The 13596-nt window shown below is 52.2% G+C and carries 15 protein-coding genes; 6 read left to right on the top strand and 9 right to left on the bottom strand.

Features of this window, described 5'->3' with window-relative positions; all coding sequences use genetic code 11:
• Nucleotides 1-10: 10 nt before the first annotated feature.
• Both pta and yfcC read left to right on the top strand, forming a co-directional pair.
• Nucleotides 11-2155, top strand: a complete 2145-nt coding sequence (gene pta, locus FDW94_RS08825) for a phosphate acetyltransferase (protein WP_008785351.1) — start codon at nt 11-13, stop codon at nt 2153-2155.
• Nucleotides 2156-2354: 199 nt separating this feature from the next.
• On the top strand, nt 2355-3875 hold the full coding sequence (yfcC, locus tag FDW94_RS08820; protein ID WP_137377457.1) for a putative basic amino acid antiporter YfcC: 1521 nt from the start codon (nt 2355-2357) through the stop codon (nt 3873-3875).
• 56 nt (nt 3876-3931) lie between these two features.
• Here the strand turns inward: yfcC and yfcD are convergent, their stop codons facing one another.
• The 3 genes from yfcD to yfcF are packed head-to-tail and all read right to left on the bottom strand — an operon-like array spanning nt 3932 to nt 5794.
• Nucleotides 3932-4486 (bottom strand): NUDIX hydrolase YfcD, encoded by a 555-nt coding sequence (gene yfcD, locus FDW94_RS08815; protein ID WP_003834775.1) that lies wholly within the window; start codon nt 4484-4486, stop codon nt 3932-3934.
• A gap of 56 nt (nt 4487-4542) precedes the next feature.
• The gene (gene yfcE / locus FDW94_RS08810; RefSeq protein WP_048234823.1) at nt 4543-5094 is read right to left on the bottom strand and encodes a phosphodiesterase; all 552 of its coding nucleotides are present in this window, start codon (nt 5092-5094) and stop codon (nt 4543-4545) included.
• Between the two features lie 55 nt (nt 5095-5149).
• A complete protein-coding gene (gene yfcF, locus FDW94_RS08805; RefSeq protein ID WP_003834778.1) occupies nt 5150-5794 on the bottom strand; it encodes a glutathione transferase in 645 nt (214 codons plus the stop codon).
• 134 nt (nt 5795-5928) lie between these two features.
• On the opposite strand from yfcF, the gene yfcG reads away from it, so the two are divergent.
• From yfcG to FDW94_RS08785, 4 genes are all read left to right on the top strand, one after another.
• Nucleotides 5929-6564, top strand: coding sequence for a GSH-dependent disulfide bond oxidoreductase (gene yfcG / locus FDW94_RS08800; protein WP_128612039.1), 636 nt, complete (start codon nt 5929-5931; stop codon nt 6562-6564).
• Nucleotides 6565-6618: 54 nt separating this feature from the next.
• Nucleotides 6619-6981 carry a dihydroneopterin triphosphate 2'-epimerase gene (gene folX / locus FDW94_RS08795; protein ID WP_003028107.1) on the top strand — a complete coding sequence of 121 codons (363 nt, stop codon included), beginning with the start codon at nt 6619-6621 and terminating at the stop codon, nt 6979-6981.
• Nucleotides 6982-7001: 20 nt separating this feature from the next.
• A complete protein-coding gene (locus FDW94_RS08790; protein WP_048234821.1) occupies nt 7002-7895 on the top strand; it encodes a TIGR01777 family oxidoreductase in 894 nt (297 codons plus the stop codon).
• A gap of 71 nt (nt 7896-7966) precedes the next feature.
• Nucleotides 7967-8482: a GNAT family N-acetyltransferase gene (locus FDW94_RS08785; RefSeq protein WP_071692556.1), complete on the top strand. Its 516-nt coding sequence runs from the start codon at nt 7967-7969 to the stop codon at nt 8480-8482.
• Between the two features lie 33 nt (nt 8483-8515).
• Here the strand turns inward: FDW94_RS08785 and hisP are convergent, their stop codons facing one another.
• The 6 genes from hisP to FDW94_RS08755 form a co-directional block, all read right to left on the bottom strand.
• Nucleotides 8516-9289, bottom strand: coding sequence for a histidine ABC transporter ATP-binding protein HisP (gene hisP, locus FDW94_RS08780; RefSeq protein WP_003028114.1), 774 nt, complete (start codon nt 9287-9289; stop codon nt 8516-8518).
• Nucleotides 9290-9302: 13 nt separating this feature from the next.
• Entirely contained in the window at nt 9303-10010 is a 708-nt protein-coding gene (gene hisM, locus FDW94_RS08775; protein WP_003028116.1) for a histidine ABC transporter permease HisM, read from the bottom strand.
• Complete coding sequence (locus FDW94_RS08770; RefSeq protein WP_003028118.1) at nt 10007-10693, bottom strand: histidine ABC transporter permease HisQ; 687 nt, start codon at nt 10691-10693, stop codon at nt 10007-10009. The genes hisM and FDW94_RS08770 overlap by 4 nt, the downstream gene beginning before the upstream one ends.
• Nucleotides 10694-10879: 186 nt before the next feature.
• On the bottom strand, nt 10880-11662 hold the full coding sequence (gene hisJ / locus FDW94_RS08765) for a histidine ABC transporter substrate-binding protein HisJ (protein WP_003028120.1): 783 nt from the start codon (nt 11660-11662) through the stop codon (nt 10880-10882).
• Between the two features lie 247 nt (nt 11663-11909).
• Nucleotides 11910-12692 (bottom strand): lysine/arginine/ornithine ABC transporter substrate-binding protein ArgT, encoded by a 783-nt coding sequence (gene argT, locus FDW94_RS08760; RefSeq protein WP_006683634.1) that lies wholly within the window; start codon nt 12690-12692, stop codon nt 11910-11912.
• 287 nt (nt 12693-12979) lie between these two features.
• Nucleotides 12980-13549: a UbiX family flavin prenyltransferase gene (locus tag FDW94_RS08755; RefSeq protein ID WP_137377456.1), complete on the bottom strand. Its 570-nt coding sequence runs from the start codon at nt 13547-13549 to the stop codon at nt 12980-12982.
• Between the last annotated feature and the right edge of the window lie 47 nt (nt 13550-13596).

Below are 13596 nucleotides of genomic sequence, written 5' to 3'. Positions count from 1 at the left end.
AGGATAAACCGTGTCCCGTATTATTATGCTGATCCCTACCGGAACCAGCGTCGGCCTGACCAGCGTCAGCCTTGGCGTGATCCGCGCAATGGAACGCAAAGGCGTTCGTCTGAGCGTCTTTAAGCCGATCGCTCAACCGCGTGCCGGTGGCGATGCGCCAGACCAGACTACCAGCATCGTCCGTGCTAACTCTTCTCTGCCAGCCGCTGAGCCGCTGAAGATGAGCCACGTTGAATCTCTGCTGTCCAGCAATCAGAAAGATGTGCTGATGGAAGAGATCATCGCGAACTACCACGCGAACACCAAAGACGCTGAAGTTGTACTGGTTGAAGGCCTGGTCCCAACCCGTAAACATCAGTTCGCGCAGTCTCTGAACTACGAAATCGCGAAAACGCTGAACGCGGAAATCGTCTTCGTTATGTCTCAGGGTACCGACACCCCGGAACAGCTGAACGAGCGTATTGAACTGACTCGCAGCAGCTTCGGCGGCGCGAAAAACACCAACATCACCGGCGTAATCGTTAACAAACTGAACGCACCGGTTGATGAGCAGGGCCGTACTCGCCCGGATCTGTCCGAGATTTTCGACGACTCTTCCAAAGCGAAAGTGATCAAAGTTGATCCGGCTAAACTGCAAGAATCCAGTCCGCTGCCGGTTCTGGGCGCGGTGCCATGGAGCTTCGATCTGATCGCTACCCGTGCAATCGATATGGCGCGTCACCTGAACGCTACCATCGTTAACGAAGGCGATATCAACACCCGTCGCGTGAAGTCTGTGACTTTCTGCGCACGCAGCATTCCGCACATGCTGGAGCACTTCCGCGCAGGTTCTCTGCTGGTGACTTCTGCCGACCGTCCTGACGTGCTGGTTGCAGCATGTCTGGCTGCTATGAACGGCGTAGAAATCGGTGCTCTGCTGCTGACTGGCGGCTACGAAATGGACGCGCGCATCACTAAACTGTGCGAACGTGCATTTGAAACTGGCCTGCCGGTATTCATGGTAAACACCAACACCTGGCAGACCTCTCTGAGCCTGCAGAGCTTCAACCTGGAAGTTCCGGTTGACGATCACGAGCGCATTGAGAAAGTTCAGGAATACGTTGCTAACTACATCAATGCTGACTGGATTGAATCTCTGACCGCGACTTCTGAACGCAGCCGTCGTCTGTCTCCACCGGCGTTCCGTTATCAGTTGACCGAGCTGGCGCGCAAAGCGGGCAAACGTGTTGTTCTGCCGGAAGGCGACGAACCGCGTACCGTTAAAGCGGCTGCTATCTGTGCTGAACGTGGTATCGCAACCTGCGTACTGCTGGGTAACCCGGATGAGATCACCCGCGTTGCAGCCTCTCAGGGCGTTGAACTGGGCGCTGGTGTAGAAATCGTTGATCCAGATGTGGTTCGCGAAAGCTACGTTGCTCGCCTGGTCGAACTGCGTAAAAACAAAGGTATGACCGAAACCGTTGCCCGCGAACAGCTGGAAGACAACGTGGTTCTCGGTACCCTGATGCTGGAACAGGACGATGTTGACGGTCTGGTTTCTGGTGCAGTACACACCACCGCGAACACCATCCGTCCGCCGCTGCAGCTGATCAAAACTGCACCGGGTAGCTCTCTGGTGTCTTCCGTGTTCTTCATGCTGCTGCCGGATCAGGTTTACGTTTACGGCGACTGCGCGATCAACCCGGATCCGACTGCAGAGCAGCTGGCAGAAATCGCGATTCAGTCCGCTGATTCCGCAATTGCCTTCGGTATCGAACCGCGCGTAGCGATGCTCTCCTACTCCACCGGTACTTCTGGTGCAGGTAGTGACGTAGAGAAAGTTCGCGAAGCAACCCGTCTGGCACAGGAAAAACGTCCTGACCTGATGATCGACGGTCCGCTGCAGTACGACGCCGCTGTTATGGCTGACGTAGCGAAATCCAAAGCGCCGAACTCTCCGGTTGCAGGTCGCGCTACCGTGTTCATCTTCCCGGATCTGAACACCGGTAACACCACTTACAAAGCGGTACAGCGTTCTGCCGACCTGATCTCCATCGGGCCAATGCTGCAGGGTATGCGCAAGCCGGTGAACGACCTGTCTCGTGGCGCGCTGGTAGACGATATCGTCTACACCATCGCACTGACCGCGATCCAGTCTTCCCAGCAGCAGCAGTAATCTGCCGAGTGTGCCGGATCTCTTATCCGGCAACACATCTGCTTATCAAACCGGAAATAGCTGATATTTCCGGTTTTTTTATGTCTTTTTCCCCTTTGGCATAATCTGAAACATTTGCCTGGATGCGCTGCATCAATGAATAACTATTCTTCTGTTCGCATACTTACTCTCTTTTGCGTTGCAACAGGGATAGTCTTTCATGTCAGCAGTAACAGAATCACAGCCAGCTAAAAAATGGGCGATGCCCGACACGCTGGTGATTATTTTTTTCGTCGCCATTTTAACCAGTCTGGCAACATGGGTTGTTCCCGTCGGGATGTTCGACAGCCAGGAAGTTCAGTATCAGGTTGATGGACAAACCAAAACCCGTAAGGTGGTTGACCCCCATTCCTTTCGTATTCTGACCAACGACGCAGGTGAAGAGCAGTATCACCGGGTGCAGTTATTCACCACCGGAGATGAACGCCCAGGCCTGATGAATTTCCCGTTTGAAGGATTAACCTCCGGCTCGAAATTCGGCACTGCTGTCGGCATCATTATGTTTATGCTGGTCATTGGCGGCGCATTCGGCATCGTTATGCGTACCGGTACCATTGATAACGGCATCCTGGCGCTCATTCGCCATACGCGGGGCAACGAGGTCCTGTTTATCCCAGTGCTGTTTATTCTCTTCTCCTTAGGCGGCGCGGTGTTTGGCATGGGGGAAGAGGCTGTTGCCTTTGCCATTATCATCGCGCCTTTGATGGTACGGCTAGGTTACGACAGTATCACCACCGTGCTGGTTACCTATATCGCGACTCAGATTGGTTTCGCCAGCTCATGGATGAACCCATTTTGCGTGGTGGTCGCGCAAGGTATTGCGGGGGTACCGGTGCTCTCTGGTTCCGGGCTACGCATCGTGGTCTGGGTGATCGCTACACTAATCGGGCTGACCTTCACGCTGGCCTATGCGGCGCGTATCAAAAGGAATCCGCTTTTGTCCCGGGTACATGAATCCGACCGCTTCTTTCGCGAGCAGCAGGACGAAGTCGTGGAACGACGCTTCACGCTGGGCGACTGGTTAGTGCTACTGGTGCTGACCGCGGTGATGATTTGGGTTGTCTGGGGCGTTATCGTCAACGCGTGGTTTATTCCTGAGATCGCCAGTCAGTTCTTCACGATGGGTCTGGTGATTGGCATTATCGGCGTCGTGTTTCGGCTCAACGGCATGACGGTCAACATCATGGCCTCCTCATTCACTGAGGGCGCACGAATGATGATTGCCCCTGCCCTGCTGGTTGGTTTTGCCAAAGGCATTTTACTGCTGGTCGGTAATGGAGAGGCGGGTGAAGCCAGCGTGTTAAACACTCTGCTGCACAGCATTGCCAATGGCATCAGCGGGCTGGATAACGCCATCGCGGCGTGGTTTATGCTATTGTTCCAGGCAGTATTTAATTTCTTCGTCACTTCCGGCTCTGGTCAGGCTGCGTTAACCATGCCGCTACTGGCACCGCTGGGCGATCTGGTTGGCGTAAACCGTCAGGTCACAGTCCTGGCCTTCCAGTTTGGCGACGGATTCAGTCATATTATCTATCCGACGTCAGCATCTCTGATGGCTACGTTAGGCGTTTGTCGGGTGGATTTTCGTAACTGGCTGAAGGTAGGTGCTACACTGTTGGGACTGCTGTTTATTATGTCCAGCGTGGTGGTGATTGGCGCGCAGATGATGGGTTACCATTAAAAAGTGTGCGTCCGGCCTACTCGATTTCTCGACGCAGTAGGCCGGATGAACAGAGTTTACTCAGCTTCTTCCTGCTTTTCGGCTTTCGCCCCTTCATTCTTGGCGTTGCGGGTCATCCACAGCGCCAGGGCTTTCAGGGAGTCCGGTGTAAATTCGTCGCAGCGCGCGGTAATTTCTTCCGGCGTCAACCAGCAAACTTCACTGACCTCATCTTCCTGAAGCGCAAACGGTCCGTGGGAAACGCAGCTAAACAACCCGCCCCATACGCGACAGTTCTGATCTTCAAAGTAAAACTGACCATGCTCGGCAAACGGCACGCCCGCAATCCCCAGTTCCTCTTCTGCTTCACGACGCGCTGATTCCAGCATCTGCTCGTCAGCCTGAACCACACCGCCTGCGGTGGCATCCAGCATGCCGGGCAAAAAATCTTTTGTCTCAGTGCGACGTTGAACCAGAATTTTGCCCATACCATCATGCACAACGATATACGTTGCACGATGGCGTAAGCGTTGCGCCCGCATTTGTTCCCGGCTGGACTGTGCAATGACTTCGTTGTCTTCATTCACAATATCCACCCATTCAGTACTTGCCAAACGACGCTGTTCCACCATCAGGAAACCTTCTTTTTTCTGGCGCTCTTACGGCGCGTTTATGTTTGTGGGGTAAATTACGGATTAATCTCGACCTGTGCAATAACACTTTGATCATTGAGTGCCATTACGCTGAGAACATTATCATCCAGAATCCCGTAACTTGCCGCAAAGCCCCCTTTCGGGATGCTTACCGAGCCGGGATTGAAATGATAGATACCCTCGCGCCGCTCAGCAACCGGCAGATGAGTATGCCCATAAACCAGAACATCGCCCGCATTGAGCGCCGGCATATTTTGCGGGCCAAAAAGGTGTCCGTGCGTCAAAAAGAGTCGCTGGTTTTCTGTCAGAATTTGCTGCCACGGCGCAGTCATCGGAAAATGCAGGAGCATCTGATCCACTTCGCTGTCGCAATTACCACGCACCGCAATAATTCGCGATGCCAGCTCATTCAGCCGTTCAGCAACCTGCGCAGGTGCATAGCCTTCTGGAAGCGCATTACGCGGCCCGTGGTTTAAAACATCACCCAATATCACCAGCCATTGCGCGCCGCTTGCAGCAAACCGTTCGAGTACGCGTTCCGTGGCTGGCAACGAACCATGAATGTCCGATGCGAACATCAGTTTCATCACTCACTCCTCGCTGAAAATCACCTTGTAATGATACTGGATTACGGCCCGTTTTTCAGCAGGAACGCTTCGCTGAAAGCGCGATAAAACGCTGTACTGAAGCGCGCTGCCACTGGAAGGTGGCGTATTCCGCAAGCGCTTCTGGAACCTCATCACCATTCAGGACCAGGCGATTAAGCATTAGCGCTAAATCACAGTCAGCGATACACCATTCGCCAAATAAATTCTGCTTACCGTGGCTCAGTAAACTGCTCGCAGTAGCGAACAGTTTTTCCGCACTGGCTTTTCCCGCTTCGCTTAACGGTCCTTTCTTCACGCCAGCAAAAACGACATCTGTTGATCGTTCCTCACGGATAGGCATTAAATCGCTGCGGATCCACGCCTGAACCTGGCGCGCCCGAGCGCGCTTTTGTACATCGTGTGGGTAGATACGCTCCCACTGTGGCGGTGCAAAGCTCTCTTCCAGGAATTCCGTAATCGCTGATGATTCGCTCAGTTCAAAACCATCGATCTCAAGAACCGGTACGCGGCGCGTCAAGGCGTAACCTTGCCATGAAGGATGCAAGTGTTCACCACTATTGAGATCAACGGTTTTCAGCGTGAAAGGTAGCCCCTTCTCTTGCAGAGCGACATAAACAGACAGTACGTAGGGGGAGAAAAAATTGGCATCTGACCACAGCGTAATTGCAGATTTGCTCATAATGTCCTCTGAAGTGTATTGGCTTGCCTTCAAAATATAGAGTCTTTCTCTCGCTGTCACTTGATGAAAACTCACGCACGCCAACAGGCTCTATACTTGTAATGACCCGGTTCATGACAAAACGGATGCTGAAAATGATCGATCTCTATTACACGCCATCGCCAAACGGTCACAAAATCACGCTGTTTCTTGAAGAGGCACAGCTGCAATACCGTCTGATTCATGTCGATATCAGCAAAGGCAGCCAGTTTCGCCCCGATTTTCTGCTGATCTCGCCGAACAATAAAATCCCGGCCATTATCGATCATGCGCCGGAAGATGGCGGAAGGCCCATCAGCTTGTTTGAGTCCGGAGAAATTTTACTCTATCTGGCGGAGAAGAGCGGTAAGCTGCTCAGCGGTGAATTACGCGAACGCCACACCACGCTGCAGTGGCTTTTCTGGCAGGTCAGCGGTTTGGGCCCCATGCTGGGGCAGAATCATCATTTCAGTCATTACGCTCCGCAAACGATCCCTTACGCTATTGAAAGATACCAGGTTGAAACCCAGCGCCTGTACAACGTGATGAATAAACGTCTGGAAACGTCACCCTGGCTGGGAGGCGATCACTACAGCATTGCTGACATTGCCTGCTGGCCGTGGGTCCACGCCCATCAGCGTCAGCGCATCGACCTCGACAATTACCCGGCGGTCAATAACTGGCACGAACGCATCCGTACGCGTCCTGCCACGGAACGCGCCATGCAGCAAGCACTGAGTGAGAAGCGGTGACGCAATTCGGTTCTCGTGTATCATGCAGAGGTTCATACATGGAGGAAACCTGCAATGTCACAACCTGACGCTATTATTCGTATAAAAAACCTTCGTCTGCGCACCTTTATCGGCATTAAAGAAGAGGAGATCCTTAACCGCCAGGATATCGTCATCAACATTGCCATTCACTATCCGGCAGACAAAGCGCGTACCAGCGAAGATATCAACGACGCGCTGAATTACCGCACTATAACCAAAAGCATCATTGCCCACGTGGAGGGTAACCGCTTCTCATTGTTAGAAAAATTAACTCAAGATGTGCTCGATATCGCACGCGAACATCACTGGGTCACTTATGCTGAAGTCGAGATAGATAAACTTCACGCATTGCGTTACGCCGACTCAGTATCAATGACGCTGAGCTGGCAGCGCTAAAACGTAACCCGGGAGGCGACATGCAGATTCTGATTACCGGCGGTACTGGCCTGATTGGACGTCATCTGATCCCCTGCCTGCTGGAACTGGGGCATCAGATAATCGTAGTGACACGTACCCCTGATAAGGCTCGTCAGATTCTCGACTCTCGGGTCACGTTATGGAAAGGACTGGAAGAGCGGCAACATCTCAATAATATTGATGCCGTGATTAACCTTGCCGGAGAGCCTATTGCAGATAAGCGCTGGAGCGCACAGCAAAAGGAACGCTTGTGCCAGAGCCGTTGGGGCATTACGCAGAAACTGGTCGATTTAATCAATGCCAGCGAGACGCCGCCCTCAGTGTTAATCTCCGGTTCCGCTACCGGTTACTACGGCGATTTGGGCGAAGTTGTGGTTACGGAAGAAGAGCCACCGCATAACGAATTTACCCACAAGCTGTGCGCCCGCTGGGAGCAAATTGCCAGCACTGCGCAAAGCGAAAAAACCCGCGTATGTATGCTGCGTACCGGCGTGGTACTGGCCTCAGCAGGCGGCATTCTGGCAAAAATGGTACCGCCGTTTCGTCTTGGCTTAGGCGGCCCGATCGGTAACGGACGCCAGTATATGGCCTGGATCCATGTTGATGATATGGTCAACGGAATTATCTGGCTGCTGAATAACGATCTACGCGGTCCCTTCAATATGGTTTCGCCATACCCGGTGCACAATGAGCAATTTGCCCACGCGCTGGGTCACGCTCTGAACCGCCCTGCCATTCTGCGCGTTCCCGCCACCGCTATGCGACTGCTGATGGGGGAATCGTCAGTACTGGTCCTTGGTGGACAACGCGCATTGCCCAAACGCCTGGAAGCTTCCGGTTTTACGTTTCGCTGGTACGATTTAGAAGAAGCGCTGGCGGATGTCATCCGATAACCCCTATGCACTATTCACAGTCGCCGTTGTGGTGGTAAGGTTATAGACCAGATTTCCGCAATGGCGACGTTATGGCGATAATATCGACTCCCCGACTTACCCTCTCTTTGTTTCAATTTTCTGACTGGTCATTTTTCCAGAAACTCCGTGAATGTCCTGAAGTCATGCGCTATATGGGCAACATCGCCCCGGCGAAAGATACGCGGCTGTTATTCGCCAGACGTCTGGCCGCACAGCACACTTTCGTCATCCGCGAACATAACAGCCCGATGCCACTTGGCGATATTGGTCTGCAAATCAGCCATCTTTACCCGCAGGAAGCCGACCTCGGCTACGCCATCATGCCACAGGCTCAGGGGAAAGGTATTGCCAGTGAAGCCGTCCGAGCAGTGTGCCAGTATGCCTTCGAGCATGCAGGTGTGACGGCGATAAACGCATACGCGCTGGCGGATAACAAGGGGTCAATCCGTATTCTGGAAAAGACAGGCTTTGTACGTACGCAGGTACTGGAAAAGGCGTATGAGATTGACGGCATCGCCTACGACGACTGGGTGTTTCGGCTGGAGCGCGACGCGCTAAAATTGTAAGCCCGGAAAGCGTAGCGCCTCCGGGCTGTTGACTTACTTCAGCGATCCTTTAAGGAACTGCTGCAAACGCGGGCTTTGCGGATTACCAAATACCTGCTCCGGGTCACCCTCTTCCTCAATTTTCCCCTGATGCAGGAAAATCACGTGCGTGGAAACATGACGGGCAAACCCCATTTCGTGGGTCACCACCACCATGGTTTTCCCCTCTTCAGCCAGCTGTTGCATAATGCGCAGCACTTCACCCACCAGCTCAGGATCAAGCGCTGACGTAGGTTCATCAAACAATAACACTTCCGGTTCCATCGCCAGCGCACGGGCAATGGAAACACGCTGCTGCTGACCACCGGACAGGTGCACCGGATATTTGCCCTGTGCGCGCTCATCAATGCCCACTTTAGCCAGATACTTCACCGCACGGTCGCGAGCTTCCTGCTTGCTCAGCCCCAACACCTGAATCGGCGCTTCCATGACGTTTTCCAGCACTGTCATGTGGCTCCACAGATTAAAGTGCTGAAAGACCATCGTCAGACGCGTACGCAGCAGGCGTAGCTGATTTTTGTCCGCAACCTTCAACTGGCCGTCTTTGTCGCGCACCAGACCAATGTTCTGACCGCTGACGACAATCGACCCGGCACTCGGTTTCTCGAGAAAGTTAATGCAGCGCAGGAAGGTACTTTTACCGGAACCTGACGAGCCAATAATGCTGATAACATCACCCGCGTTGGCCTGCAGCGATACCCCTTTCAGCACTTCATGTTCGCCGTAGTGCTTATGTAAATCGATAACGTTTAATTTATTTTCAGACATCGTGTTACTCGAATCATTTAGAGGATACATGCTGCAACCAGCGTTTTTCCGCTTTACGGAACAGACTGATCAGGACATACGAAATAATCAAATACAGCACAGCGGCAATACCGAAGGCGGTAAACGGCTGATACGTTGCCGAGTTGATATCGCGAGCGATTTTCAACAAATCTGGCACCGTTGCAGTAAATGCCAGCGCCGTGGAGTGCAGCATTAAAATGACTTCATTGCTGTATGCCGGCAGCGCAATACGCAGCGCGGAAGGTAAAATAATGCAGCGATACAGTTTGAATGACGAGAAACCGTATGCGCGCGCAGCCTCAATCTCACCGTGAGGCACGGAACGAATAGCCCCGGCGAAAATCTCCGTGGTATAGGCGCAGGTATTCAGCGTCAGCGCCAGCACGGTGCAATTCAGCCCGCTGCGGAAAAACGCGTTGAGGAAGTCCGTGCCTTTAACTATCTCCAGCGTATACATCCCGGAATAAAACACCAGTAGCTGAACGTACAGCGGCGTCCCACGAAAAATATAGGTGAACAGCCAGATGGGAAACTGGATAAATTTATTACTGGAAACGCGACCAATCGCCAAAAAGAGTGCCAGTATTCCGCCCATCACTACTGACGAAATCAAAAGCCACAGGGTGATAGCGACGCCAGTGTAGCGATATCCGTCGGTCCACAGCAGGGACTTCCAGTATTCCTGAATAATCTCGATCACAGGTCAGCCCTCTTCACACCCACGGAATAGCGGCGCTCAAGGTACAGCAGCACACCATTAGAAACAGTGGTAAACACCAGATAGATGACCCCGCACACGACGGCAAAATAGAACGGCTCCCAGGTACTCTTCCCGGCAAGCTGAGTCGCTTTCACCACGTCTTCAAGTCCAAGCAACGATACCAGCGCCGTAGCCTTAAGAATAACCTGCCAGTTATTGCCGATTCCCGGTAAGGCATAACGCATCATCGCCGGGAACATAATGCGACGAAATATTTGTGAGCTGGTAAAGCCAAACGCCGTCGCGGCTTCAATATGGCCTTTTGGTACAGCCATAAACGCACCGCGAAAAGTTTCGGTAAAATAGGCGCCGTAGATGAATCCAAGGGTGATAATGCCCGCAACCATCGGATCAATATCAATCTGGCCGATACCGATGGCATCGGTAATGGTATTCAGCGCGATTTGTAATCCGTAGAAGATGAGCAGCATTAAGACCAGATCGGGCACGCCGCGGATTAGCGTTGTGTACCCTTCGAAAATAAGTCCCATTGCCCGGCTTTGCGACAGCTTTGCTGCTGCGCCGACAAGACCTATCAGAACCGCCAGTACCACCGAGCTGAGTGCCAGCTCCAGCGTAACAATTGCGCCCTGTAAAATAACACCTGAAAAGCCATACAACATGCTGCCTGTCCTGTCGTGTGTGGTGGAGTAGTAAGCCTCTTTTGATTTCAGACTAACCGTTAAATGCCGGATGGCGGCCTTGCCTTATCCGGCCTACAAACTCACCGTAGGCCGGATAAGCGCGGTGCCATCGGGCATAAATTCAACGCGTCAAAAATCTACGGGCTTTATCAGCACCTGCGGTAATTAACCGCCGTAAACATCAAAATCGAAGTACTTTTTCGCCAGCTTCTCGTAAGTACCGTCAGCTCGCATTTCGGCAAAGGCTTTATTCAGCGCTTCGCGCAGTTCGTTATCGTCTTTGCGCAGCCCCATACCGGTACCCACGCCGAACAACTTCTCGTCTTTCACAGACGGGCCGCCGAATTTGTAATCTTTACCGACTGGCTGTTTCAGGAAGCCTTCGCTGGCCGCAACTTCATCCTGGAACGCTGCGTCAATACGCCCGGCAGTCAGGTCAGAATAGATATTGTCCTGCCCCTGATAAGAGACAATCTCAATACCTTTTGGCGCCCAGTGTTCGTTGCCGAACGTTTCCTGGGTAGTGCCCTGCAGCACACCAACACGTTTGCCTTTCAGCGACTCAATGGTCGGCTGAATAGCAGAATCTTTAGCGACAACCAGACGCGAATCGGCTGCATAAAGCTTGTCGGTAAATGCGATTTCCTGCTGACGTTTTTCAGTAATGGAAAGCGAGGACATGATGGCATCGATTTTCTTCGCTTTTAGCGAAGGGATCAGCGCGTCCAGCGGGTTTTCCACGAAGGTACATTGCGTATTGATACGTTTGCACAGTTCTTTAGCCAGATCGATATCAAAACCGACTAATTCACCCTGCGCATTCTTCGATTCGAACGGCGCATAAGTAGGATCGGTACCGATACGAATTTTTTGCGGAATGGCTGCAAATGCTGCGGTAGCACTGGAGAAAGCCAGAACCAGAGAAAGAGACAACACCAGTTTTTTCATAACTATCCTCAACAGACTGTCTTTTATAGGGGATCTTTACAGGACCAGGTGCAGTTATCGTGCCATTAATCAGGCCGACAAGGCAAAGCATTCTACCCTGTCGGCGGTATTTATTTGCATGAAAAGCGCTTAAGTATGCACTCATGCTTATTAAGTCAGCGATAAAAGCACCAAAACAGTGCACTGAATTTATTATGCACCGAAATGGTTACCCGCAATGGTGCAGTCAATTCCCCACGCCGCTGTATTAATCGCCGTAGACATTAAAATTAAAATATTTGCTCGCCATTTTGTCGTAGGTGCCGTCTTTACGCAGTTCGCCCAGCGCTTTGTCGAAAGCGGCTTTCAGCTCTGCATCATCTTTGCGCAAGCCAATCCCGGTTCCGTCACCAAAGTATTTTTTATCTTTCACCGACGGACCGGCAAAAGCGTAATCCTTACCAGCAGGCTGCTTCAGGAAGCCTTCGCTGGCCGCGACTTCATCTTGCAATGCCGCGTCCAGACGGCCTGCCGTCAGGTCAGAATAGATGAGGTCCTGGTTCGCATAGGCCACCACGTCCACGCCTTTACTGCGCCAGTTGTCATTGGCATAGGCTTCCTGTGTAGAGCCTTGCAGGACGCCAACGTGTTTACCCTTGAGGGAATCCAGAGTCGGCTGAATTGGGGAACCTTTCGCGGCGATCAGACGTGAGTCTGCAGCGTAAAGTTTGTCTGAGAACGCAATCTCTTGCTGACGCTTTTCGGTGATAGAAAGCGAGGAGATGATGGCATCAATTTTTTTCGCTTTCAGCGATGGGATCAGCGCATCAAAGTCACTGGCAACCCAGGTGCATTTGATCTGCATGCGCTTACACATCTCATTTCCCAGATCGATATCGAAGCCGACAAAGTCGCCTTTGGCATCTTTAGAGGAAAAAGGAGCGTACGTTGTATCTGTACCAATACGAACCGTCTGCGGAAGTGCTGCGTAGCTGGCCGCGGTGGCGGAGAGTCCTACCAGCAAAGACAAAGCAAGAACCGTCTTCTTCATACATAACCCTCAAGTGGCGTAATTTTATTATGTTTTACGTTGTGTTGTGTGTTTGCAGACTTTTTCATGCAGGTCTTATGCCATTTTCACGTCGATGAGGATATTCGACGTTAAATATGTTAATAAAACGTTGCAATAATGTCCTGATTTTGAAGATAGCAGGTCTGGCGGTTGAACCGCAGCGTTTCGTTGAGTTTTAACGAATTAAATGTTGAGGATATGATCGCGGTTACAAAATTGCCCTGAAACAGGGCAACGGATGATTCTTTGCACGCTGATGGAACGGCTTACGCCCCTTGCCAGCGGGTGAACAGGTCCTGCGGAAGGGTAATATCAAACTGGTCAAGCACGCGATTAACCGTTTGATTAATCACATCATCGAGCGTTTGCGGACGATGATAAAACGCCGGGACAGGTGGCATAATTACCGCCCCAATTTCTGCCGCCTGCGTCATCAATCGCAAATGCCCCAGATGCAGCGGCGTTTCGCGTACACACAGCACCAGCGGACGACGTTCTTTCAACACCACATCTGCCGCACGGGTAAGCAACCCATCGGTGTAACTGTGGACGATGCCAGAAAGCGTTTTGATTGAACAAGGCAGAATAACCATTCCGGCGGTCTGAAAAGAGCCGGAGGAGATACTGGCGGCGATATCACGGCTATCATAATTCACATTTGCCAGCGCCTGCACGTCGCGCACAGAGAGGTCCGTTTCCAGCGCCAGCGTCTGCCGGGCAGCGGCACTCATCACCAGGTGGGTTTCCACATCAGTGACGTCACGCAATACCTGCAACAGGCGCACGCCGTAAATTGCCCCGCTTGCACCAGAAATACCAATGATGAGTCGTTTCATGTGTAATCGCCCTTACTTGCTCAGGGCCGACTTTGCAGGAAATTACG

The sequence above is a fragment of the Citrobacter sp. wls757 genome (genome assembly GCF_005280935.1).
Classification (GTDB): Bacteria; Pseudomonadota; Gammaproteobacteria; order Enterobacterales; family Enterobacteriaceae; genus Citrobacter; species Citrobacter portucalensis.
Note: the sequence above shows the minus strand (reverse complement) of the source record. Positions and strands in the feature narration are given on the sequence as shown.